This is a genomic window from Dysgonomonas sp. GY75, assembly GCF_015234155.1.
Lineage (GTDB): Bacteria > Bacteroidota > Bacteroidia > Bacteroidales > Dysgonomonadaceae > Dysgonomonas > Dysgonomonas gadei.
In genome coordinates, this window is sequence record NZ_JADCLQ010000066.1 from 24,058 (window position 1) to 48,211 (window position 24,154).

Here is a 24,154-nt window from a genome sequence, read left to right on the forward strand (position 1 = left end):
TTAAAGAAGTCTATTAAGGTATAATTGGTTGTAAATCACCAATATTTTCTTCAAAAGAATTCAGTTTCTCCTTCTCTCCGGCAAGCCATATGATATCCCCTTCTTCAAACATAAAGTTAGGAGTAAACTGTATAATAGATTCATCATTCCGGTCTATGCCAATAACCATACATTCGGTTTTCTCACGTATAGCGGCATTAGCTATGGTCTTACCCACGAGCGGAGAATCCGGCTCCACAAGGAATTGCGACAAACTCACATGGTGTTGGGCTTCTTCTTCCATTTGCGAGGCCTGCTCCCGCTTATCGTGAAGATATTGAGCCAAAGTCTGCATCTCTTCATCAGAGCCTGAAACTACAAGCTTATCGAAGGGATAGAGACGTTCGTTCCCATCAGGAATATTTATTTTTTTACTTCCACGTATTATTGTTACAATATTCACACCCGTCTTTTGCCTGAAATTAAGTTCACGCAATGTCTTTCCTATACTAGGTGACGATTGGGAGATTTCAAATTCTTCGACATGTATACTCTTGGAACGCAGATCATTAGCTACTGTAGGTAGAAATGCCGCTTTTTTCTCATCGTATTTTTGCTTCAGATTCAGATTCTCAAGGAAACGAGCCTCTATTTTTCGCGACTGCTTCTTGAATCCCTGAGAAAATACAATCAATGTAACTACAGCCAGTGATATTATCACCATCAGTATTGTCAGCCTTGGGAATAACGGGATCAGAACCATCAGTACCAATGCAACACAGATAACGATGCGGAAAGCGATAAGAGAAATCAATGCTCCTCTGTTGAAACGGTTGTCTCTCCACAGATTCTTGAATTCTTCCGAACGGTTTTTCTTCATCATGACAGCACGCAGGAATGGGGCCATCAGCGTAAGGGTAATCACCGCCGCCAATATATTCCCCCAGATACTTCCAGGTACATATTCAACGATATATGGATTTATAAAATTCTGAAATACAAGAAGTATTGCAATAGAAATAGTCGTATATATAGCAACTAATTTGAGTATGCTTTGAAGTAATTTCTTCCAGTCGTTTTGTTTATTAACGGTATTATAGCTTGACATACCATACCCCTCTATCAGTTTATCCCATTTCTTAGGAATGCGTTTTTCGAGCCAATTATAAGCAGGTTCAGCTCCCTTGATACAATATGGGGTTGTAAATGTAGTTATCACCGATACGGCAACAATGATAGGGTAAAGCGTTTCGGTAATAACCCCCAGTCCCATTCCCAGAGAAGCAATAATGAATGAAAACTCACCGATCTGAGCCAGACTGAAACCCGATTGTAAGGCTACCTTCAGGCCTTCCCCCGATGCCAATACTCCGACAGTAGCAAAAATAGTACGTCCGATAAGGATAACTAATGTCAGTATCAGAATAAGCACGGCATATTCTCCGATCACAGCCGGATCTATCATCATACCTACCGATACAAAGAAAACGGCTCCAAACAGGTTCTTCAGTGGTTCGATAAGATGTTCTATATGTTTAGACTCGATTGTTTCGGCCAAAATTGATCCCATAATAAATGCGCCCAAGGCAGCAGAGAAACCGACACTAGTAGCAAACAGTACCATGCCCAGGCAAAGACCAACAGCAACAATAAGCAATGTTTCGTCATTCAGGTATTTTTTCAGTTTCTTCAGCATTGTAGGTATCATATAAATACCCACTACAAACCAGATAAGCATAAAGAAGACCAGTTTAACCACACTATTTGCGACTTCGCCGCTCTCGAAATGCTGGCTGGAAGCAAATGTGGTAAGCAATACCATCATTACAATGGCCGCAATATCTTCTACGATAAGCATCCCGAATACTATGCCTGCAAACTTTTTCTTTTGCAGCCCCATATCGTTAAATGCCTTTATAATAATAGTAGTGGAGGACATGGACAACATACAGCCGAGATAAATACTATCCATTGAGGTCCAGTCATCGATAAGATTGACAATAAATAGCTCACCAGCCAGATAACCGATTATTATCATCGATCCCAAATTGATGAGCGTAGCTATTGAGGCCTTTCCCCCCACATCTATCAGTTTCTTGAAACTGAATTCCAGCCCTAGCGCAAATAGAAGAAATATGACCCCGATTTCAGCCCAGATGCTAACATTAGCCATATCTGATATTTCCGGCAATACCTTAAACACATCGGCAACCTGCCCTTCGGGGATGTCGGTTACTTTTACAACCAGGTCTTCTATAAATTTTTTGAAATGAAGACTCGCAATGAATCCTGCAACAATGTACCCGAGTACAACAGGTTGTTTCAACCATTTAAATACAATGGTTACAAACCCGGCTGTAATAAGTATTATAGCCAAGTCACTTATAAAATCTGGAAGATGCGCCATATATTTATAATAATCTATTTTTTGTGTATATTTTCTCTGTTCCTAGAAAGGATGTTACCAACAGATGTTTTTGGCATTTAAAAGTAACAAAAAAAAATGATTTTAGAAATAAAAAATCAAATTGTCATTAAAGTTTATCAATTTGCCTCTTTTTTAAGATTCTTTCCTCTTTGCTGTCAACTAGGCGTTTAGCCTGTTGATTTTTATATTTATTAATTAACAAATTATTTTGTTAACAATTTATTCTACTTTTGCATTTGAACAATGTGATATTCACATTCGTTTAAATAAAACAGTAACAAAATTTTAGAAAATGAAAAAGGTTCTTTTAACTATCGCAGCAGTTGCTATATCTGCAGCTCCTGCATTGGCACAAGAAAAAGCCATTGTTCCGTCAAAATTTGGCGATAATTGGTTTCTACAATTACAAGGCGGCGCATCCTACACAATCAGTGAGTATCACAAAGATGCATCTTTCGGAGATGTTGTAACTCCATATGCTGCAGTATCTCTTGGTAAATATTTTTCACCGAAAACAGGTGCACGTCTACAAGTTGGCGGATGGGAATCCAAAAACTATTATAAATTGAATAATACAGATGGTACATACAAATCGAAGTATTTCCAAATCAATGCTGATGGATTACTTAACCTTACCAATTTGGTACTTCCTTACAAAGAAGACAGAATGTTCAATCTGATTGGTTTTGCCGGTCTTGGTTATGTACATGTATTCAAAGATTCTGAAAATGGTATCCATACTGTAAATAGCATTGTACCACGTGCAGGTTTGCAAGCTGATTTCCGTGTAAGCGAAATAGCAAGTATCAACCTGGAAGTTGCAGGTAACCTTATGCGTGACGATTTTAACGGTCGTGAACAAGGTTCACACTATGATGGTACAGTAAATGCATTACTAGGAGTTTCTTTCAAATTATCGAAAGGCGGCTTCAAAATTGTAGATGCAGCAGACCCTGCAGAACTACAACGTTTGAATAACCAAATAAATGATCAGAGAGCTTTACTTGGTAACAAAGATTCTGAAATCAGCAGACTGAAAACAGAATTGGCTAACAAACCTGAACCTCAGGTAATAGTACAGGAAACTAAAGAAATTAAAGAACAGACAGAAGTATTGATGAATGCTGTTGTGGTATTCCGCATTGGTAGCGCTAAACTTGAGCAAAACCAGGATATCAATATCTTCAATGCTGCCCGCTATTTGAAAGACAATCCTAGTGTTAACGTGGTAGTTACAGGTTATGCTGATAAGAGCACCGGTACAGCTGCAATCAACCAAAGGCTGTCTGAACAACGTGCCGAAGCAGTAGCAAAAGTACTGATCGACAAATACGATATTGCTCCTAGCCGTATCACAACAAAAGCCAGTGGCGACAAAGAACAATTGTTCCCTACCGACCAATGGAATCGTGTAGTCGTGTTTACAGCTGTAACTAAGTAAAAATATAATACAGTGTTATATGAAAAGGATGTCTTTCGAGGCATCCTTTTTTATTTGGTCAGGTCAAGAGCTATATCTGCAGAAATATATCAGGAAAACCGCACAGCATTTAGTTTTTTCTGAAAAAGTTTATCTATGTAATTAGAGCCGATAACCCTTAGCTGTTAGCTTACAGTTCTTTGAAATATTGGAATAAGTGGTAAGTAGTAAGTTTTAAGTAATAAGTTGAAAGACCTGCATTTCTGTTTACTGCTAACTGTTTACTGTTAACTGTAAATAGTGTTACCTTTGTTACCTTTTAATGAAAGAGATGCTTCGCACCATTTAGCATGACAAAATAATTATTAATTGTTCATTCTTAATTATCAATTGTTTTCCGTTACTTTTGTTACCTTTTAATTAGACTTTGTTAATTAACGTAAATATTACAGGTGAAAAAATAATGAAAAAGTGTCAGAAGTGTCAGGTTTTAACAATCCATAGTTAATAGATATAAATATGGCTGTAAATTATAAGTAATGACCTGAATTTTGCGCCTTAGCGTCTTTGCGAGAGAATACTGTTAACTGAAACGTGGCCTATTTCGTGAGTTTGCCTTAAAAATGCAATGCATCTATCGGATATAAAGAAAGAAAAATGTATTTTTGTACTCGTTTCTTAGAAAATACGAAAACTAGATATGATTGACAAAATTAACCAGCTGTTGTCTGAAATAGATAACCTGAAAGCCGCTAAGGCAGAGGAAATAGAAGCTCTGCGCATTAAGTATCTGAGTAAGAAAGGTGAAGTTTCAATGTTGATGAACGATTTTCGCAACGTTGCTGCCGAGCAGAAACGTGAGGTAGGAATGAGACTCAACGAGCTGAAAGAAAAAGCGCAGGAGAAAATCAACCAGTTGAAAGATTCACTCGAAAACTCACAAACGGGCGATTCTTCTATAGATCTTACCCGCACTGCGGCTCCAATAGCATTGGGTACCCGTCATCCCTTATCAATTGTTAAGAAAGAAATCTGTGATATATTTCGCCGTCTCGGATTTTCTATTGCCGAAGGACCGGAAATAGAGGATGACTGGCATGTATTCTCATCCCTCAACTTTGCCGAAGACCATCCGGCACGTGACATGCAGGATACATTCTTCATTGCACGCAGCCCCGAAATAGTGCTCCGTACGCATACATCGTCCGTGCAAACCCGTGTGATGGAGAAACAACAACCTCCCATCCGTATCATCTGTCCCGGACGTGTATATCGCAACGAGGCTATTTCATACCGCGCACATTGTTTCTTCCATCAGGTAGAAGCTCTTTATATTGACAAAAATGTGTCATTTGCCGATCTTAAACAAGCATTATTGTTTTTTGCTAAAGAAATGTTCGGCGCGGATACTAAAATTCGCCTGCGTCCTTCTTACTTCCCTTTCACAGAGCCTAGTGCAGAAATGGATATATCATGTAATATCTGTGGAGGCAAAGGTTGTCCGTTCTGCAAACATACAGGCTGGGTAGAAATATTAGGTTGTGGTATGGTAGACCCGAATGTATTGGAAAACTGCGGCATTGACAGCAAAGTATATACCGGTTATGCCTTAGGAATGGGTATAGAACGTATTACCAATCTCAAATACAGGGTAAAAGACCTACGCATGTTCTCTGAGAATGACAAACGTTTCTTAGAACAGTTCGAAAGCGCACATTGATTATAATTATTCAATCTTCTTAGAATAAAAAGCCATCTCCTTGTATTGAGATGGCTTTTCATTTGTAGCATTTGTCTTTTACAGTTAAGTAATTATTCTATTGTCAGATTCCGGTCTTTTGGATACTTCACTTTATATTTGAGTTCCAGTTCTTTTTTTGCTGACGGGTTCAATTCCATTTTCCACTTCACCTCCCCTGTATCGGTATTCAGATCCGCACCCGATAAATTCTCTGCATTAACTTCTATCTCTGTGGTAGTGGATACGGGTATCTGGTCGAGTATAACAAAATTGATGGGCTGGCTCTTGTTATTCCTTACACTAATCTTCCAAGCCCGTGTATCTTCCTTCTTTGAACCTAAAAATTTCTTCGTATTAAAGTCCTTTACCTTATCGCGGCTGACCAGAATGTTCTTGTCGCGTCCAAGGGATATGCTTAAGGTATCCGAGACATAACGTGTATCAAGTATCGTCTTGCCTATATAGGTATTCTCAAAGAAAATATTGGCTTCACCTTCTAATAAGTTATACTTTTCCCAGTCGGTAATATTTGCAAGAAGAAAAGCATCTTTATTAATTTTAGGGATTGCGAAATATTCATAATCGGCAGGCAGTTCATAACGATCTACCTCTACAATCGTATTTTTATTGTCCGATTTAATTGTATAAGGTATCTTAATTTCGAATTCAACCGCTGTCTGATTTTCTACCTGAGCGGTCGGCATTGCTACATCTTTTCTTTCAAATGCCGGAGCGGCAGGAGGAGCGGATTTTGATTTCTGAACCTGAACTCCTGCCACAGCACCTGCAAGTTCCTTCTTCACTGTTCCATAACCAACGACCACTACCTCCTCCAACATTTTGGAATCTTCCTGCATATATATATGCATACTTGACCCTGTGATAGGTAGCGTCTGCGACACCATACCTACAAATGAGAATACTAATTCTTTGCCATTTTGAGGAATTGCAAGCGAAAAACGACCGTCAAGATCTGTTACCGTACCTATAGTCGTACCTTTCACTACGACAGTTACTCCGACAAGAGGCTCGCCCGAATTTTCAAACACAACACCGCTTACCTGATTATTATCGACCTGGGTATCGTAACGCGGGGGAGCTGTATAATAATTCAGGAAATACGTTTTAAGTTTAGGTGCTATATTTCCCTGATTCGGATCGGCCGATGATATTTTCAACCTCACGTCTTTCCATTCTTCTTGTGTATTCTGATGTATATTCGCCTTATAAATCAGTTGTATCGGTTTGTCTATACTGATAGCCCGCACGTCATATGTCGGATACCAGCCTGCATTTCTGACATAATACATAAGTTCCATATTAGCTCTGGTGGCTCTTTTGCAATCCACTTCCACCACAACTTCCCCCATAGGCGTGCGTTTAGTTGTGTTTCCATCTTGTTTGCCCTCACTGAGAATTGCTCTTTTTTCGGCTTCCAGCATTTTAATACGATTTGATATTTCAAGGTCTTTTACTTTTAGGGCCGTCATGCGTTCCCTGTAGTAATTTGCGGTCTCCTTTAATGTCAGCAGACTCACACCTGTATTGGTGCCGCCAATTTTCTTGTTTTCTTCCAAAAATTTCAATTCATCCTGAATTACTGCTCTAGAAATTTGCTCCGAAGCCAGCTTATCATCTATATCCTTTACCTGCTGGTCGGCAGTTTTTGGTACAACAGGCTTCTTCAAACTATCGAGAAAACTCGATTGATGATTTACAGATACAACCATCACTTCACCATCTATTTTGACCTGTACACTTTTAGCGTCAATGTAGGGAGAAAGATTTGTAAACCTTATTTTGGTCTTGCCCGGCAATAAGTCAACAGTTTTTTTTCTTAAGACCTGTGCTCCATTTATAAAAACCGTTGCTTCAGATACATCCGTTTTCAAAACTATCTCCTTTGACTCTTGTGCAGTTAGGGATAAAATGGGTAGAAGCAGTGCTAGGATTGGCAAAAGTAAATGTTTCAGCATAATATATAGATTTTAATTAGTAATCTTACATTAAAGCAAGCACTAGCGAAAATAGGTAAAGATTAATAAATGCTGAAATTTTTCCTGATTAAAATACATTATTACCCAGTGAAGAAAATAGAATCCTTATTACTCAATAGAATGAAGCAGGATTCGAACTTACCATCCGAATCCTGTCTTACTATTGATAACTAATTTAAAAAACTAACCTGATTATTTAATCTGAGCATCATATTCGATTTTCTTTTCCACTTCTTTTAAATTATATCTTGCTGCCTCTATACCACTTCCGGCAGCCTTACTAAACTGAGCTTTTGCCTTATCCATATCACCACTTAAAAGATACAGCACACCTATATTATTCGCATATTCCGGTGAACTCACATTCGACCTCTTCAAATATTTCTCTGCATTGGTAAGGTTATTTGCCGACAGAGCCGCAGCCGCAGCATTCAGATTAGCAACTTCATCGTCAGGGAACATCCTTACAGCTGTTTCAAATACATCTATGAAATCGTTACTACCTGCCTGATAAGAATTCGCAATACGAAACATTTCTTCGAGGCTCAACTGTTGTGGACGTGTTTTTATTATTTCTTTCGCTTCAGCAACATCAAATCCTTTCACATTATAAAAAGCATGAGATTCGACCTTACGCAGTTTAGGGTATATTTCTTTCAGCATCTGCTGATAAGGTTCTCCATTATCCAAGCTTTTCAGTTTCGTTTTTCGGGTTGCCAGCTCTCCGGTATTTCTTATTATATCTATCACAGCGTCTTTATCCTTCATATTCGAGGCCTCAAGGGCAGCAAGCAATCCCGACCAGTTTTCTCCACCATACTCCACTTTGTACATATCGGCAGGATAATCGAGTTTCGAGGTCAGATATGCTTTAAATGATTCGGCTCTGCCTTGCGACAATTTCTCATTATTTGCAATAAGACCTTCGGGCGAAGCATATCCGATAATATGAATACGTGTAACAGTCAAATTATTATCTGCTTTCACAGCCTTAAGCATTTCCTCTATTTTAGATAATTCGACAGGGTTTCCCATATAACCGGGCAGTATATTGGTTTTATTTACCGGAAAGTCTAAATATGTCTCCCACTGTTCTTTACGCAATTTCACATCTTCTACTTTAGGCTGTATATAAGCCAGCTGAGGCACCATTACATATGGAGCAACCGGCAGCTGCGGCACATTTTCTATTACCTGCTCCACGGCTACCTCCTGCTCATGCCCACCACATCCGCAAAGGTCTTCTTTTATATCCAGATGAGCCGTATCCATCCACTTTTCGTAAGGGATTGTTTGTTTGTAATGCAACTGACCTTTCGACTTCTTATCCAGTTTTACTACACTATAAGACGACTTATTCACATTCTGGTCACCTTCCAGAGCCTGCGACCTCAGATAGGCCTTGTGACGTGCAGTACCGTTTATTAATATATCCGGCAATTCCATGTCGTGGCTACCATTAGTCAATATTGGAGTTAGAGTAAGAGAACGGCTCTTATCCAGTTTCAAATCCGACATATCTACGATCATATGTACATACAGAAAATCACCTTCGCGGGTCATTTCTCCCGAAGCTATATTTATTTGTCCATTATAGATCTGTTGTGCCATAAGGGGCATAGCCAATACGGACAACAAAAAAATTATGCTGATATTAAATATCTTTTTCATTCCTTTTACTTTTATTTGATAACGTAAATTATACTTAAGCCGGCTTTTGTAGGGCCCCAGTAATCTCTCGTATCATCTTTTATTTTTGTCCCACACTTTTCACACTTATATTTTTCGTAGTCCAGATGGGCATAACCGACTCCTATAGTAGCTTCTATACTCCAATGATTACTCAGTATCCAATGGTATCCGTACGAAATGCCCCCACCCCAAAGGTTACCCTCGTAGCGATATTCTTTTAATCCTAGTTGTTTAATACCGCCTACGCTATACTCACCATAGTGTCCATGTAAACCAAAGAAATGACCATTGAAGCGTTCGCAAGGCCAATATCTTAATTCAGGTTGAACAAGCCAATGTTTTAGTTTTTTATCATCGGAAAACGTCCACGGATTATAATTACCGGATATATCTAATGTAAATTTAGTGGATAAGCCGAATTCAACACTCAGGTTTGGAGTAGTTGTAGCCCAATACAAGGCATTTGTCTTCAAAGCAAAGGTGGGTAAATAAGCCTGTTTCCGTTCCTCTTGGGCGTGTACTATATTCACAAATGCAAGAACAATGCATATTAAAAATAATCGTTTAATCATTATTTTGCTTTTTTCTCTTAAAAATTTGTCGTAATCTGTAAAATGAAACTTGAAATAAAAATTCCCGAATGAGCTGTTTTTCTTGCTTGTATATAAACAATAATTAAATCGGAAAAGTTTTGAGTAGTGTCCTTTTTACATATATTAACCTTACATATAAAGTTAATATGTAACGAAAGTCTGAGAGACCTATAAACGAATACAAATATTGGATAGAAGATCTGGTGACCCAAATAAATAAAAGAGTAAATACAATTACTTTTATGTAAGAAACAGTAAGCCTTAGGCCTCCCCTTTGTATTACGCTCAATAAAAAAACGACATTATGTCATAAAAAAACACAATAACAGTCAAACTCAAATACTAATACAAAACATTATAAAACAAATATTTATCATCATAATTTGAGTTTTTAAAATATTTTAGCACAGACAACAACTGCCATTAAGTCATTTTGCATACTTTTTGCAATATACTTTACAGATACAAAAATGTATAACATAAAGACTAAACTAAAATAAATTTAAGGAGGACTACATTATGAGAAATCAACTTAGAAGGTACGACAGAAACGGAAGTTTTTTCCCTACATTCTTTTCTAATTACTTCAATGATGAAGTATTGAATAGCTTGGGAAGTGCATATCTTCCGGCTACTAATATTTCGGAAAACGAAAAGGCTTTCAACATTGAATTATCTGTTCCGGGATTTGACAAAGATGACATTAAAATAGAAATAGAAAAAGATGTGCTTAAAATTTCGGCTCAGAATGAAGTGAAAAATGAAGAAAAAGACGAAAACGAAAAAGTGCTTCGCCGTGAATTCAAGAAATCTTCTTTTACTCGTAGTTTCACTATTCCGGAAGATATAGACACTGATAATATCTCAGCCGTACAAAAAGATGGAATTCTGCAAATTACACTACCTAAACAAGATAAGGCTATCGAAGACAAGGTAAAGAAGATAGAAATACAATAACTACATAGGTTTTAATTTAGGTTTTTAGGTGAATTAAAAAGGTTACTCAAATATTGGGTAGCCTTTTTTGATTTTCACACAATAAGTTTCTACCTATTCTTTTTAAAAAGTAACAAAGGTAACAAATATCAGTCCTCTCCCTTCCACAGAAAGGAGTCGCAATACTACCCCATACGACAAACCTAAAAAAGTAACACCTTCCAATATAACGGATAGCTCATATTTAATAATCAATATATCAAAGACCGCTTACATTTAACCTATATTCACAATATATAGTTAAAAGGTAACAGAAGTAACGGGAAACAATGAATAATTAAGAATGAATAATTAAGAATTATTTTGCAATGCTAAGTGGTACGAATCTCCTTCATTAAAAAGTAACAAAAGTAACAGGTTTTTCGGCTATTCCTTTTACCCTCTCATCAAACACGAAAAACATCACGGATATTCGCTAATACCCGTAGATATAGATAAATATAATCTGTAATAATTATTTGTTCTCCGGAAATATATCCATAAATTTGTTATTTATAAAACCAAACGCTAAACAATGGCTAAAAAACAATTCCTGTTATTACTCTTTTTAATTTCGGTTTCTTCCTATGCGCAGAAAGTAAAAATTGCAGGAATAGTTACAGATAAGGATTTCCATCCGCTGGAACAGGTGTCGGTATCACAACAAAATACAAGCAATGGTGTATATACAAATAACTACGGATTCTACGAACTGGAGGTATTGCCGGGTGATTCTGTCAAACTTATTTTCTCACTGATCGGCTACCGGAAGCACCTCTATGTCATACCTAAGTTGGCAAAAGATTTCAATCTGAGTGTTACACTGTACGAAGAAGATAATAGCCTGGCTCCTGTTACAGTGGAAGGTGAACGCATGGTTACGACCGTAATCGGACGAATCGACTATATAGCTGCCAGGCGCCCTTCAAACCCTTGGAATAGCATAGAGTCCCTCCTGGCCACTATGGGAGGAGTAAGCTCTACAAATGAGCTGAGTAACCAATATTCGGTACGTGGAGGAAACTTTGATGAAAACATTGTCTATGTAAACGGCATAGAGATATATCGCCCCCTGCTAGTACGGTCGGCACAACAGGAAGGCCTGAGCTTTATCAATCCCAATATGGTACAGACGGTCGGCTTTTCTGCCGGAGGTTTCAGCGCCGAGTATGGAGATAAAATGTCGTCGGTACTGGATATTACCTATAAAAGGCCGCAGCGATTCGAAGGCGCTGTTTCGGCAGGACTGCTCGGTGGAGAGATATATGTAGGTAATTCCTCTGAAAAATTTTCACAGGTTACCAGCGTCAGGTATAAAACATTGCGCTCCCTGTTGAGCACTACCGATACAAAAGCCGAGTATGACCCTTCTTTTCTCGATTTCCAGACATATATCACTTATAAACTGGGTTCTAAATGGGAAGCCGGTTTCTTAGGGAATTATTCCTATAATAAATATGAATTTACACCCGAAACCCGCGAAACATCATTTGGCACATTAACGTCTCCCCGTACATTTACAGTCCATTTCAATGGATGGGAAAATGACAGCTTCCTTACTTATCAGGGGGCACTGACTTTAAGAGGGAAGGTCACAGACAATCTGAATATCGGGCTTACAGCCTCCGCTTTTTCGTCCGACGAACAGGAACGATACGACATAGACGGACGCTATCTTTTACAGGAGTCAAGTCTGACAGGCGATGATGAAAATATCGGGTCACAACTGGCTATAGGCACCTACCATGAACATGCGCGCAATAAGTTGAAGTCGGATGTGTATACTTTCACTCATTCCGGCAATCTGAAGATAGACCGGAACATGCTGAAATGGAGTATCAGCTACCAAAAAGAAAAAATAAACGATAAGATAAAGGAATGGGAAATGCGCGACTCGGCAGGCTACTCCTTACCGAGTACCGGAACCGATGTAAATGTATTTTCGAACCTGAAATCGGATAATAAAATCAACCCTACCCGTATTTCGGGATATATACAAGATACCTACAATTTCAGTACAGATGCAGGCTTATTCATACTCAATGCAGGTGTGCGTGCCAGCTACTGGACTTTCAATGAAGAACTGATTGTAAGTCCGCGTGGAGCATTGGCTTTTGTGCCGACAGGGCTGGATAATCTTTCGTTGCGGGTAGCGGGAGGAGTGTATTACCAGGCTCCTTTTTATAAAGAATTTCAGCGCATTGTTAATGTAGATGGTAATAATGTCACAGAGCTGAATAAAGACATTAAGTCACAGAAGTCAATACATATCGTACTGGGTGCCGATTATTACTTCGGACGGGATATACAGAAGAATATTCCTCCGTTCAAATTATCAGGTGAAGTATATTACAAGAAATTGTCCGATCTTGTACCATATACCGTCAACAATGTAAAGATAAGATACACTGGAGAGAACTCCTCCAAAGGTTATTCTATGGGGGCAGACGTAAAATTATATGGCGAATTTATCCCCGGGGCGGATAGTTGGATAAGCCTGTCGTTCATGAAGACCGAACAGGATATAAACGAAATAAAAGTACCTCTGCCTACCGACCAGCGATTCAATTTCGCTCTCTTCTATCAGGACTATTTCCCAGGATATGAACGTTTAAAAATGAGCCTGCGCGGTCTATGGTCGCAAGGGTTGCCTGTATCTGCGCCATACAAAGGGTACGAAACCGGATATTTCCGTACGCCGAATTATAAACGTATCGACATCGGATTCTCATGGCTGATACTCGGAGAAGACTTTGCGATCCGCAACAGAAATTCATTCTGCAAAGCCTTTAAAAACATATGGTTGGGACTGGATGCATTTAACATCTTCGACATGCAGAATACAAATACTTACTATTGGATAACTGATGTGAATAACCAGCATCATGCCGTACCTAATTATCTAACGGGAAGACAACTGAATATGAGATTACTGGCAGAATTTTAAGAGTTTACTCCATTTCTATGGAACATTCGTTTATTACAGTAATATCGCCATTGGTGACTACCTTTTGCATAATACTGTAAATAACCCAGCCTGAATCATGAAGGGCTGAATGAGTAGTGGTTTCATTCTCAAATTGCATATTCCGTACTGCTTCCATATCAAAACTTTTACCAACCGATTCCGATAGCTTCTTTAAATACTCGAGTGTAGCCACCGTCAGTTGTTCTTTATCTATGCTTTGCACCGATTTCAGCAAATATTCTTCATCCGACATTATCTCTTCCAGTCCGAAATAAGTATTGGCTGTGAAGGGCTTAGAACCCAATACATTCGGCACCTCAATTTCACCCTCCATATAATCACCTAACTTATATGTAACGCCATGAAACATATGATATTGAATAATTTCGTTCACTCCTACCGACTCGATTGCTTCTTTAGTTGAGAAAGTAGATGTTATTTCTTTTTCCAACTTACCCAGTGATTCATCACTCGTTTCACCTTTTTTTAAACCTTGCAGAATGCTGTTCGTTGTCCTGTTTACAAAATCCCTTATTTCTTCCCAGTTCAGAACTTCCTCAAATTCGCCCAGTTCATTTGTTTTATATATTACTTTCAGATCTTTATTAGCATTATTCTTATAAAGCCACTGTATGGTATAGGAATTTGCCGTAGAGTCCAGCACCGATAACTCTACATTATAAACTACGGAATCTGAAGATATTATTTCTTCATTTTTCAATTGGGTCTTCTTGTTGATAACCTTATAATTGTGAGTCTCCCCTTTATCCCAGTAAGCAATGACCTGCACTGTAGAATCCTCCGGATTGATTTGTCCGAAAATAGCGGCACTGCTGAGTAACAGAAATATTAAAACCGTAAGTTTTTTCATCCTTCTATTTTTTTGATGGATAAAAGTAAATAAAAAGATTGGGCTTATTCCTTCTGAAAAAATATATTGTGTCGGTGCTCTTCATTTAGACTATTTTTTAACAACTTTAATAATTAATGCATATACATATTCTATCAAATGATATACCTTTGCTCCAGTTACAAAAAGATACAATTAGTACGAATTCGCAGGAATAGAACCTAATCCGCATTATGAGACTTGCATGAAAGCTGTAGAGTTTATCAAGGAAAAAGGGATAACTTTCCTTCTGTCCGTTGGTGGAGGCTCGGTACTGGATGCTACTAAATTTATCGCGGCAGCAGCCCTTTTCGAGGGCAACGAACCGTGGGATATCCTGTCGAAAGGCAGCGAAATAAAAAAAGCGATGCCATTTGCCGATATTATCACTTTACCGGCCACAGGTTCGGAAATGAACAATGGAGGTGTTATTACCCGTGTATCCACAGAGGAAAAACTCGCCTTTTCTTCCGACTTCACTTATCCGTTATTTTCTGTACTCGACCCTACAGTAACATTCAGTCTGCCTGTACGTCAGGTAGGGAACGGTGTTGTAGATGCTTTTGTACATGTGATGGAGCAATATCTCACATATAGCGAGAGTAATTCCTTGCTCCAGGATAATATGGCCGAAGCCATCGTTAAAACACTGGTAGAAGAAGGCCCGAAAGCACTAAGCGATCCCCATAATTATGATGTACGCGCAAATCTGATGTGGGCTTCGACATGGGCACTCAACGGATGGATAAACTGCGGTGTGCCTCAGGACTGGGCTACACATATGATCGGGCATGAGATTACAGCATTCTACGGCTTAGACCATGCGCAAACATTAGCGATCGTATTGCCGGGAGTAATGACCGTGCTGAAAGAACAGAAGTCGAAGAAAATAATCCGTCTTGGCCGCGAAGTATTCGGCATACAAGGTGACGGAACTATAGAGAAGACAATAAAAGCTGTAGAGAATTTCTTTGAAACAATGGGTATTAAAACACATTTGTCTGACTATAACCTCGGTAACGAAGCTGTGGAAAGGATAAGTAAACGGCTTGCCGAACGTGGCTGGAAGTTAGGCGAATGCCATAATATAACAGCCGATACAATAAAAGAGATACTTACATTGAGAAAATAATATTCTATTTTATTTAATAGAAAGAGTGAGGACTATGATTCTCACTCTTTTGTTATTGACAGACCAATCAGAATTAAGCTTTGGTATAGAATTTGTAGTATGTTTTTTACTACTTTTGTATCCCGAAGATTAAATAAGTTTACTACATTGAAATTAGCTGCTTTACAAGAGGTTTTCGAGTCTCATAAAAACATATCTGCTGTTGTTAATATTTTGCCGAAGCATAAAAGTCTCTATGCAAAAGGACTACAAGGCTCATCGGCTGCGATGTTTGCAGCAGCCGTCTACCACAAAACGGACGATTGTTTCCTGTATATCCTGAACGACCTGGAAAGTGCAGGCTATTTTTATCACGACCTGATACAGATACTGGATACGGATAAAGTACTATTCTTCCCGTCAGCATATAAACGTGCCATCAAATACGGACAAATAGATACTGCAAACGAAATACTCCGTACCGAAGTGATGGGTAAATTACAGACAGACAACAAGCATCTGATCATAATTACATATCCGGAAGCGCTCGCAGAGAAAGTTGTTGCAAAAAGTATTCTGGAAAAGAATACAATACACATCAATGTTAACGAAGAAGTAGACCGCGGCTTTGTATCAGAGATGCTGGATAGCTTCGGGTTCGAATATGTAGACTATGTTTATGAGCCGGGGCAGTATGCTATTCGTGGAAGTATTCTCGATGTATTCTCTTTTTCTTATGAATTCCCGTACCGTATCGACTTTTTCGGCGATGAAGTGAGCACAATACGCACATTCGATATAGAGACACAATTGTCGAAAGAGCGTTTGCAACAGATACAGATTATACCTGATATGCAAAAATCCGACCTGGACAGGGACTCATTATTAAAACTGATTCCTAAAGACAGCATAATCGGGTTCAAAGACTTTGCATGGGCTGAAGAAAAAATAGAATCTGTCTACAATGACTCTGCAATTCTCGACAATCCCGAATATGAAAAAGACATACAGATTAAATTATCCAACAGGGAAGAATATGCAAACCTGATAAACGGATTCAGGCATATTCATTTCGGAGCAAGAGCAGGAGGTATACCCGAAGCAACAATAGAGTTTGAAACAAACCTGCAACCACCCTTCCATAAAAACTTTGACCTGATAAGTGAGACTTTCCATAAAAATATAGAGAAAGGCTTCAGAATATACATTCTGAGCGACAGTGAAAAGCAACATAAACGCCTGCAATCTATCTTCGAAGACAGGGGCGATAATATTACCTTCATACCGGTAGAAAGGACATTATCAGAAGGGTTCAGTGACGAAACATTGAGGATGTGTTGTTTTACCGACCACCAGTTATTCGACCGTTATCATAAATATAATCTGAAATCGGACAGGGTACGTTCCGGTAAGTTCGCCCTATCACTCAAAGAATTACAGCAATTCCAAATAGGAGACTATATTGTGCATATCGACCACGGTGTAGGACAATTCGGCGGGCTTGTGCGCTCCGACATGAACGGGAAGATGCAGGAGCTTATCAAGCTGATATATCTCAACAACGATTCCATCTTTGTTTCCCTGCACGCCCTGCATAAAATATCCAAATACAGAGGCAAAGAAGGTGAACCGCCTCGCATCAATAAACTGGGAACCGGAGCTTGGAACAAGATAAAGGAAAAAACTAAAAGCAAAGTAAAAGATATTGCCCGCGACCTGATACAATTGTATGCTAAACGCCGCCAGGAAGAAGGCTTCAAATTTTCCCCCGATTCATTCTTGCAGCATGAACTGGAAGCATCCTTCATCTATGAGGATACTCCCGACCAGGTAAAGGCTACTTCCGATGTAAAACAGGACATGGAAAACAGTAAACCTATGGATCGCCTCATATGTGGTGATGTAGGTTTCGGAAAAACGGAAGTGGCTATCCGGGGGGCTTTCAAGGCTGTATCAGACAACAAACAAGTAGCAGTACTAGTACCTACTACCGTACTGGCATACCAGCATTACCAGACATTCAGGGAACGGCTGAAGGATTTTCCGTGCCGTGTAGAATACATCAGCCGTGCCCGCAGTGCAAACCAGATAAAAGAAACTCTGAACGATCTGAAGGAAGGTAAGGTAGATGTACTTATAGGAACTCACCGCATAGTGAGTAAGGATATACAATTTAAAGACCTTGGACTACTGATAATAGACGAGGAACAAAAATTCGGAGTAGCGGTAAAAGAAAAACTGAAACAGATGAAATCGAATGTGGATACACTCACGATGACAGCCACTCCTATACCACGCACATTACAGTTCTCTTTGATGGGTGCACGGGATTTATCTGCTATCACTACCCCACCGCCAAATCGCTACCCTATACAGACCGAAGTGCATACATTCGATCCGCATATCATACGCGAAGCCATAGAATTTGAAATGAGCCGCAACGGTCAGGTATTTTTTATCAACAATCGTATAAAAAACATTTACGAACTGGAGGATATTATCCGGCGTGAGGTTCCTGATGCACGTGTAGTAGTCGGTCACGGACAAATGGACCCTGCCAAACTGGAATCGGTAATTATAGATTTCGTAAACCATGAATATGACGTATTGATCGCCACATCCATCATAGAATCGGGAATAGACATACCGAATGCAAATACAATCATCGTAAACAATGCACAGAACTTCGGGTTGAGCGATTTGCATCAGCTTCGCGGACGTGTGGGGCGAAGCAATAAGAAGGCTTTTGCATACCTCCTTGCTCCTCCCCTCCATACATTGACACCCGAAGCCAGAAGGCGTTTGCAGGCAATAGAAAATTTTTCCGAGCTTGGTCACGGATTCCATATAGCCATGCAGGATTTGGATATACGGGGTGCAGGGAACCTACTCGGAGCAGAGCAAAGCGGATTTATCGCCGATTTAGGATATGAAGTATATCAAAAAATATTGACGGAAGCGGTTAACGAACTGAAGAATGACGAATTTGCTGACATCTACCATGAAACCGATGGCGATGAAAAAATAGCCGGAGATAACTTTGTGGATGACGTACAGATAGAAAGCGATCTGGAATTACTTTTCCCTGCCACATATATACCGAACGATTCGGAACGCATCACACTTTATCGCGAGTTGGATAATATGGAACGCGAAACAGACGTGCAGAACTTTATATTACGGCTCGAAGACCGCTTCGGTAAAATACCACCCGAAGGTCGCGAACTAATCATGGTCGTTCGTTTACGGATACTGGCAAAAACACTCGGTATAGAAAAGGTGGTACTGAAAGGCGGGCGTATGAGTCTGTTCCTTATCTCCAATCCGGAGTCACCCTACTATCAGTCGAAAGCCTTTGATAAACTACTGGATTATATACAGAAGTATCCGCGCAGTTGCGAACTGAAAGAACGTAACGGTAAACGCTCGGTAAGTATTCAGCATATTCCGAATGTAGAGACGGCTTGTATGGCTTTGATGGAGATAATAGGGTAAAACGGGTCCGTATATTAAAAAGACGAATCCGTAGGTCCAAAATGAATAATTATTCTACATTTATTTAGAAAAAATAGTAATATCTTGCATCTCTAAATTTTGTAACTGATTATCATGATTAAGACACAACAGCGAATCGATGTCGCAGATGCCCTGAGAGGATTCTCCATTATGGGAATTTTTCTCCTTCACAGTATTGAACATTTCAATTTTTATTCATTTCCGGAGACCGACAGTCCCTTGTTACAGTTTACTGACAAATCTATATGGGATTCCCTTTTCTTTATTTTTGGAGGGAAAGCTTATGGCATTTTTGCCCTCTTGTTTGGATTCAGTTTCTTTATACAGGACAACAACCAGTTGCAAAGAGGAAATGATTTCAGACTGCGTTTCCTGTGGCGGCTGTTCCTCTTATTCATTTGGGGAAATATTAATGCCATGTTCTTCACAGGGGAAATATTGGTGCTTTATTCCATTGTCGGCATATCCCTCATTTTTGTGGCCCGGCTAAAGATTAAGACTGTCGTTATCATTGCTACAATACTCATATTACAGCCGATGGAATGGGGTAAACTCTTTTACGCCTTATTCAATCCGGATTATATTCCGGCAGAACCTTTAGCCAATTATTACTGGGCTCAGGCATATCCGGTACAAAGTAATGGAACTTTCCTTGAAACAGTAAAGATGAATCTTTGGGACGGGCAGCTAGCCAGCCTCGCTTGGGCATGGGAAAACGCCCGCTTCTTCCAGACTCCGGCCTTATTTATGTTCGGTATGGTAATCGGTAAAGCAGGTCTATTGCTACACAATGAAAAGAACAGCCGCTTCTGGATGAGAGTTTTAGTAGTCGGAATTATTTGCTTTTTCCCTTTAAACGGGTTAGCAAGTATGCTTTCCGGATTTATAGAGAACAAGGCAATATTAACACCTTTGCACTTAATTATAAGATCGCTGGCTAATATGGGCTTTATGGCATTTCTGGTATCCCTGATAATTCTTGTTTACTATCATACCGTTAAAGGACATAACTGGTTGGATAAACTTCGCCCTTATGGAAAAATGACATTGACTAATTATATTATGCAATCTGTTGTAGGTTCATTTATTTTCTATAACTGGGGATTGGGTATGCATAATAAACTGGGAATTACTTATTCGTTCTTGCTGGGAATAGTGCTATTTATATTGCAATATTTCTTCTGTTACTGGTGGATGAAAAGCCACAAACATGGACCGCTTGAATATGTATGGAAAAAACTGACCTGGATAGGTGTAAAGAAAAAATAATCATATATCAGTAACTTTAAAGCATGGCTATATGAGTACAGGTTTTGAAAACAAGTTATCAATAAAAAAGATCAATATTGTAATAGATTGCGTTGACGCAGGTATCATGGCCGATTTTTATAGTAAGCTATTGGATTGGGAATGGACACATCCACAGGCAAACGGATGGGCTGCAATTACATCTCCATCAGATACAGTAATTGCATTTCAGGAAGTAGAGGGCTATGAAGCACCGGTATGGCCTTGGACACAAGGAAAACAAGGACAAATGATACATCTCGACTTCTATGTAGATAATCTGGAGGAAGCTGTACAAACCGCTGTAAAATATGGAGCTAAACTTGCTGAAGAGCAATATTTCAGAACATCAAGAACGATGATTGACCCTGCGGGACACCCTTTCTGTCTCGATACTGAAGAGCCGGAATAAATAATGATATCTCATCATTTACATAAACACAAAAAAGGAGAAGATCGAAATCTTCTCCTTTTTAATTATTTCTTATTTATTACCGTATACGATCTAACGATTTTACCAGCTTTTCATCTTTCTTTATCCGGGAAATAGCCAACAAATCAAAAATAAGCGCTACAACCGGAAATATAATGCCGAATTGGAGATTTATATTATAAGCACTATCTATTTGTCCTAAAAAAGCATTCATATACACCAGTGCTGTAATATAATACACAACTATCAGGATAGCTGTCAAATAGCCTATATTTATCTGCAACTTTCTTTTCTTATAAAGAAAGATATTGACCAATGCCAATAATCCACTTGCAACAGCGAAAATCAGAACTCCCCATGTAGGGAAATCAACTCCTATTCCGTAAGAATGGAAAGCAGTAGACAATTGAGGGGTTCCGTTTACGATTTCAGCCAATGGGCAAAAAGCCGTGGCTCCCATCAATATCACCACCAAAAGTAGAAATACTGTCTGTATACGTTGTATCATTCGTATTTTTTAGAAGTTGTCTTTATCCTTGTTTGGATTCCTGTAATAAAGTTTACCTTCTGTATATTCCTGAGCAGCTATCAGCGTTGCTTTAGGCAGCTTCTCATAATAACGGGAAATTTCTATTTGTTCTCTGTTTTCGAAAACTTCTTCCAGATTATCGTTATATGAAGCAAATTCCTGCAGCTTTTTATCCAAATCCTGTTTCATTTCAACAGAAATCTGATTAGAACGTTTAGCTATGATTCTCACAGTTTCATATACATTACCTGTATCTTCCGACAAAGTCATCATATCTCTGGTAACTGTATTGCTGGCTGCATTTGATTTTCTGTAATCCATTTTAATCCTTTAATTTATATTAGTAGAAATATTTTGCTTATTTACTTAATTCTTGTTGTACTGCCTCATTAGTGATCTGATCGGCTTCCTGTCCAAGCGCTTTTAAAGCCTGACGGTAGTATCTTTCACTTTCTTTGAGGTATTTTCCGCTAGGAAACATATTCTTATAGTTGAAATGTTCGTCCATCAATTCACGGTAGCGGGTAGGTTTCTTTTCTTCAATACTGTAATATGCCAGTTCATATCTTGATCTCACAATTAGTATTTGAAATTCTTCTGAGAACTCCGAAAATGGGTAATTCTTCAGCGCTTCACGCGATGTAACAATACAAGATTCATAATTATTACCCATATACAACCCTAAGTTGAAATAAAGGCGTGCAGCCAAAAACTCTTTATAAGACAGTTTTTCCTGCAGTTTGAACATCAAATCCTGAGCCTCGGGAGCCTTTTCACTTTGGGGAAAATACTCAAGGAAATTTTGGAATTCCTGAATCCCCCTTATCGTACTTGTCTGATCCAAACGGGCATCCGGTGAATCAAGATAGAGACCATATGCGGCATTAAACCTTGCCAACTCTGTATAATCCCCTTTAGGAAATTTGTTATAGTATCTTGTATAATATTGAGTAGCAGTAGTATAATCTTTATCATAGAAATAGGCCTGCGCCATAAGAAACAAAATCTCCTGCTCTTTGGAGGAGCCTGTGTATGTAGAAAGAATTTCGTCCAACAAGGTAGTAGTCCTACCATATTTTTTTTCATCGAAATATTTCTTGGCATATGTATATTTCAGCTCGGCATCACGGCTTTTCAGTATTTTATTATACTCTCCACACGAAGCTAATAATAAGGCCAATAATAGTGTACACAGAATTTTAATCTTCATTCTACTCAAAAATTAGTTTGCAAATTTACACAAAGCTTTTATAATTTGAAAATAAACTTTTACAATTATGTTTTTTTGAGATTAATAGCTGTCATTAGCCAAACATGGTAACTACCCGTTTTATGCCTTCGATGAGCTTATCTATCTCTTCCCTTGTATTATAAAATGCAATCGAAATTCTTACAGTACCTTCTATACCAAGCTCTTCCATAAGCGGCTGGGCACAATGGTGACCTGTACGAACAGCTATTCCCATTTTATCCAAAAGCATTCCCATATCGTAATGATGAATATTTCCTATAAGAAACGAAATAACACTGCTCTTATTGTCAGAAGTGCCGAAAATACGGATATTTTCTATTTTCTTCAATTCATCGGTACAATAGCTTAATAACTGGTCTTCGTATTCTTTTATTGAGTCCAGTCCTATATTTTTTATATAGTTTATAGCTTTCGCGAAGGCTATTACATCCGGATAATTGGGTGTACCGGCTTCAAATTTGAATGGTAATTCATTGAATGTCGTCTTCTTAAATGAAACCTGACTTATCATTTCCCCACCTCCCTGATAGGGGGGCATATGGTTCAGCCACTTCTCTTTTCCGTAAAGTACCCCTACTCCATTTGGGCCATATACTTTATGTGCCGAGAAAACAAGAAAGTCGCAATCGAGCTTTTGCACATCTACCTCCATGTGTTGCACAGACTGTGCCGCATCTATTAGTACAGGAATATCGTGGCCATGCGCAATCTCAATAATATCTTCTATCGGATTCACCGTACCCAATACATTCGAAATATGCATAACCGATACTAAGCGAGTCTTTGGTGATATGAGCTTTTTGAACTCATCCATCCTCAGCTCACCTTTTTCGTTGATCGGGATAACCTTTAGCCGTATGCCTCTTATTTCTTCCTGCAATTGCCAGGAAACAATATTAGCGTGATGCTCCATTGCTGAAATGATAATTTCATCACCTTCTTTGCAAAACTGCTGGCAAAAGCTATGTGCCACCAGATTGATGGATTCTGTAGTACCTTTGGTAAAGATAATTTCCCTACTATGCTTTGCATTAATGAATTGCTGCACCACAGCACGGGATTCCTCTGCCAAATCTGTAGCCTGTTGGCTTAAATGATGTACACCACGATGCACATTTGCATTCGTGGTGTAATATACTTTTTCTACTTCTTCTACTACGCATTTTGGTTTTTGAGTGGTAGCACCATTATCGAAATAGATAAGTGGCTTACCATAGACGGTAGTGGAAAGAATAGGAAAATCGGCTCTTATTTTTTCAATATCCATTTTTTTTTGTTAGCAGTTAGCAGTTAGCAGTCAACAGAATAAGCTCCTGCGACTTATAACTCATAACTTAAGTTTAT

General features: G+C 38.9%; 17 protein-coding genes. 8 read left to right on the forward strand and 9 right to left on the reverse strand.

What is annotated here, in order from left to right; all coding sequences use genetic code 11:
• Nucleotides 1–13: 13 nt before the first annotated feature.
• Nucleotides 14–2,386 (reverse strand): cation:proton antiporter, encoded by a 2,373-nt coding sequence (locus IR083_RS23585; protein ID WP_194226157.1) that lies wholly within the window; start codon nucleotides 2,384–2,386, stop codon nucleotides 14–16.
• Nucleotides 2,387–2,699: 313 nt separating this feature from the next.
• Here IR083_RS23585 and IR083_RS23590 point away from each other — a divergent pair, with 313 nt between their 5' ends.
• Together IR083_RS23590 and pheS are read left to right on the forward strand one after the other, a co-directional pair.
• Nucleotides 2,700–3,848: an OmpA family protein gene (locus tag IR083_RS23590; RefSeq protein WP_006799319.1), complete on the forward strand. Its 1,149-nt coding sequence runs from the start codon at nucleotides 2,700–2,702 to the stop codon at nucleotides 3,846–3,848.
• A gap of 679 nt (nucleotides 3,849–4,527) precedes the next feature.
• On the forward strand, nucleotides 4,528–5,547 hold the full coding sequence (gene pheS, locus IR083_RS23595; protein WP_006799320.1) for a phenylalanine--tRNA ligase subunit alpha: 1,020 nt from the start codon (nucleotides 4,528–4,530) through the stop codon (nucleotides 5,545–5,547).
• A gap of 92 nt (nucleotides 5,548–5,639) precedes the next feature.
• Here pheS and IR083_RS23600 read toward each other — a convergent pair whose 3' ends face one another.
• The 3 genes from IR083_RS23600 to IR083_RS23610 form a co-directional block, all read right to left on the reverse strand.
• Entirely contained in the window at nucleotides 5,640–7,544 is a 1,905-nt protein-coding gene (locus IR083_RS23600) for a DUF4139 domain-containing protein (RefSeq protein ID WP_194226158.1), read from the reverse strand.
• Between the two features lie 213 nt (nucleotides 7,545–7,757).
• Nucleotides 7,758–9,236 carry a DUF3868 domain-containing protein gene (locus IR083_RS23605; RefSeq protein ID WP_194226159.1) on the reverse strand — a complete coding sequence of 493 codons (1,479 nt, stop codon included), beginning with the start codon at nucleotides 9,234–9,236 and terminating at the stop codon, nucleotides 7,758–7,760.
• Nucleotides 9,237–9,247: 11 nt separating this feature from the next.
• Nucleotides 9,248–9,829, reverse strand: coding sequence for a DUF3575 domain-containing protein (locus IR083_RS23610; protein WP_194226160.1), 582 nt, complete (start codon nucleotides 9,827–9,829; stop codon nucleotides 9,248–9,250).
• A gap of 540 nt (nucleotides 9,830–10,369) precedes the next feature.
• On the opposite strand from IR083_RS23610, the gene IR083_RS23615 reads away from it, so the two are divergent.
• Together IR083_RS23615 and IR083_RS23620 are read left to right on the forward strand one after the other, a co-directional pair.
• Nucleotides 10,370–10,807 (forward strand): Hsp20/alpha crystallin family protein, encoded by a 438-nt coding sequence (locus IR083_RS23615; RefSeq protein ID WP_194226161.1) that lies wholly within the window; start codon nucleotides 10,370–10,372, stop codon nucleotides 10,805–10,807.
• Nucleotides 10,808–11,360: 553 nt separating this feature from the next.
• Nucleotides 11,361–13,772 carry a carboxypeptidase-like regulatory domain-containing protein gene (locus IR083_RS23620; protein WP_194226162.1) on the forward strand — a complete coding sequence of 804 codons (2,412 nt, stop codon included), beginning with the start codon at nucleotides 11,361–11,363 and terminating at the stop codon, nucleotides 13,770–13,772.
• 4 nt (nucleotides 13,773–13,776) lie between these two features.
• Here the strand turns inward: IR083_RS23620 and IR083_RS23625 are convergent, their stop codons facing one another.
• Nucleotides 13,777–14,664 carry a hypothetical protein gene (locus IR083_RS23625; protein ID WP_194226163.1) on the reverse strand — a complete coding sequence of 296 codons (888 nt, stop codon included), beginning with the start codon at nucleotides 14,662–14,664 and terminating at the stop codon, nucleotides 13,777–13,779.
• 193 nt (nucleotides 14,665–14,857) lie between these two features.
• On the opposite strand from IR083_RS23625, the gene IR083_RS23630 reads away from it, so the two are divergent.
• The 4 genes from IR083_RS23630 to IR083_RS23645 all read left to right on the forward strand — a co-directional run bounded on the left by IR083_RS23630 (nucleotide 14,858) and on the right by IR083_RS23645 (nucleotide 21,008).
• Entirely contained in the window at nucleotides 14,858–15,814 is a 957-nt protein-coding gene (locus IR083_RS23630; protein WP_317174793.1) for an iron-containing alcohol dehydrogenase, read from the forward strand.
• A gap of 99 nt (nucleotides 15,815–15,913) precedes the next feature.
• On the forward strand, nucleotides 15,914–19,288 hold the full coding sequence (mfd, locus tag IR083_RS23635) for a transcription-repair coupling factor (RefSeq protein ID WP_410492900.1): 3,375 nt from the start codon (nucleotides 15,914–15,916) through the stop codon (nucleotides 19,286–19,288).
• 114 nt (nucleotides 19,289–19,402) lie between these two features.
• Nucleotides 19,403–20,578, forward strand: a complete 1,176-nt coding sequence (locus tag IR083_RS23640; protein ID WP_194226164.1) for a DUF418 domain-containing protein — start codon at nucleotides 19,403–19,405, stop codon at nucleotides 20,576–20,578.
• Nucleotides 20,579–20,609: 31 nt separating this feature from the next.
• Nucleotides 20,610–21,008 carry a VOC family protein gene (locus IR083_RS23645; RefSeq protein ID WP_194226165.1) on the forward strand — a complete coding sequence of 133 codons (399 nt, stop codon included), beginning with the start codon at nucleotides 20,610–20,612 and terminating at the stop codon, nucleotides 21,006–21,008.
• A gap of 79 nt (nucleotides 21,009–21,087) precedes the next feature.
• Here IR083_RS23645 and IR083_RS23650 read toward each other — a convergent pair whose 3' ends face one another.
• The 4 genes from IR083_RS23650 to IR083_RS23665 all read right to left on the reverse strand — a co-directional run bounded on the left by IR083_RS23650 (nucleotide 21,088) and on the right by IR083_RS23665 (nucleotide 24,077).
• The gene (locus IR083_RS23650; RefSeq protein WP_194226166.1) at nucleotides 21,088–21,537 is read right to left on the reverse strand and encodes a DUF4293 domain-containing protein; all 450 of its coding nucleotides are present in this window, start codon (nucleotides 21,535–21,537) and stop codon (nucleotides 21,088–21,090) included.
• A 9-nt stretch (nucleotides 21,538–21,546) separates the two neighbouring features.
• Nucleotides 21,547–21,879: a DNA-directed RNA polymerase subunit omega gene (locus IR083_RS23655; RefSeq protein ID WP_006799332.1), complete on the reverse strand. Its 333-nt coding sequence runs from the start codon at nucleotides 21,877–21,879 to the stop codon at nucleotides 21,547–21,549.
• A 37-nt stretch (nucleotides 21,880–21,916) separates the two neighbouring features.
• Nucleotides 21,917–22,768, reverse strand: coding sequence for an outer membrane protein assembly factor BamD (locus IR083_RS23660; protein WP_006799333.1), 852 nt, complete (start codon nucleotides 22,766–22,768; stop codon nucleotides 21,917–21,919).
• 94 nt (nucleotides 22,769–22,862) lie between these two features.
• The gene (locus tag IR083_RS23665; protein ID WP_194226167.1) at nucleotides 22,863–24,077 is read right to left on the reverse strand and encodes an aminotransferase class V-fold PLP-dependent enzyme; all 1,215 of its coding nucleotides are present in this window, start codon (nucleotides 24,075–24,077) and stop codon (nucleotides 22,863–22,865) included.
• Nucleotides 24,078–24,154: the final 77 nt, after the last annotated feature.

Excerpts from the sequence above, each read along its gene's own strand:
- IR083_RS23665 (WP_194226167.1), bottom strand. The coding sequence starts at position 24,077 with ATGGATATTGAAAAAATAAGAGCCGATTTTCCTATTCTTTCCACTACC.
- IR083_RS23590 (WP_006799319.1), top strand. The coding sequence starts at position 2,700 with ATGAAAAAGGTTCTTTTAACTATCGCAGCAGTTGCTATATCTGCAGCT.
- IR083_RS23660 (WP_006799333.1), bottom strand. The coding sequence starts at position 22,768 with ATGAAGATTAAAATTCTGTGTACACTATTATTGGCCTTATTATTAGCT.
- IR083_RS23600 (WP_194226158.1), bottom strand. The coding sequence starts at position 7,544 with ATGCTGAAACATTTACTTTTGCCAATCCTAGCACTGCTTCTACCCATT.
- IR083_RS23585 (WP_194226157.1), bottom strand. The coding sequence starts at position 2,386 with ATGGCGCATCTTCCAGATTTTATAAGTGACTTGGCTATAATACTTATT.
- IR083_RS23610 (WP_194226160.1), bottom strand. The coding sequence starts at position 9,829 with ATGATTAAACGATTATTTTTAATATGCATTGTTCTTGCATTTGTGAAT.
- IR083_RS23650 (WP_194226166.1), bottom strand. The coding sequence starts at position 21,537 with ATGATACAACGTATACAGACAGTATTTCTACTTTTGGTGGTGATATTG.
- IR083_RS23655 (WP_006799332.1), bottom strand. The coding sequence starts at position 21,879 with ATGGATTACAGAAAATCAAATGCAGCCAGCAATACAGTTACCAGAGAT.
- IR083_RS23605 (WP_194226159.1), bottom strand. The coding sequence starts at position 9,236 with ATGAAAAAGATATTTAATATCAGCATAATTTTTTTGTTGTCCGTATTG.
- IR083_RS23620 (WP_194226162.1), top strand. The coding sequence starts at position 11,361 with ATGGCTAAAAAACAATTCCTGTTATTACTCTTTTTAATTTCGGTTTCT.
- IR083_RS23640 (WP_194226164.1), top strand. The coding sequence starts at position 19,403 with ATGATTAAGACACAACAGCGAATCGATGTCGCAGATGCCCTGAGAGGA.
- mfd (WP_410492900.1), top strand. The coding sequence starts at position 15,914 with ATGTTTTTTACTACTTTTGTATCCCGAAGATTAAATAAGTTTACTACA.
- IR083_RS23615 (WP_194226161.1), top strand. The coding sequence starts at position 10,370 with ATGAGAAATCAACTTAGAAGGTACGACAGAAACGGAAGTTTTTTCCCT.
- IR083_RS23645 (WP_194226165.1), top strand. The coding sequence starts at position 20,610 with ATGAGTACAGGTTTTGAAAACAAGTTATCAATAAAAAAGATCAATATT.
- pheS (WP_006799320.1), top strand. The coding sequence starts at position 4,528 with ATGATTGACAAAATTAACCAGCTGTTGTCTGAAATAGATAACCTGAAA.
- IR083_RS23625 (WP_194226163.1), bottom strand. The coding sequence starts at position 14,664 with ATGAAAAAACTTACGGTTTTAATATTTCTGTTACTCAGCAGTGCCGCT.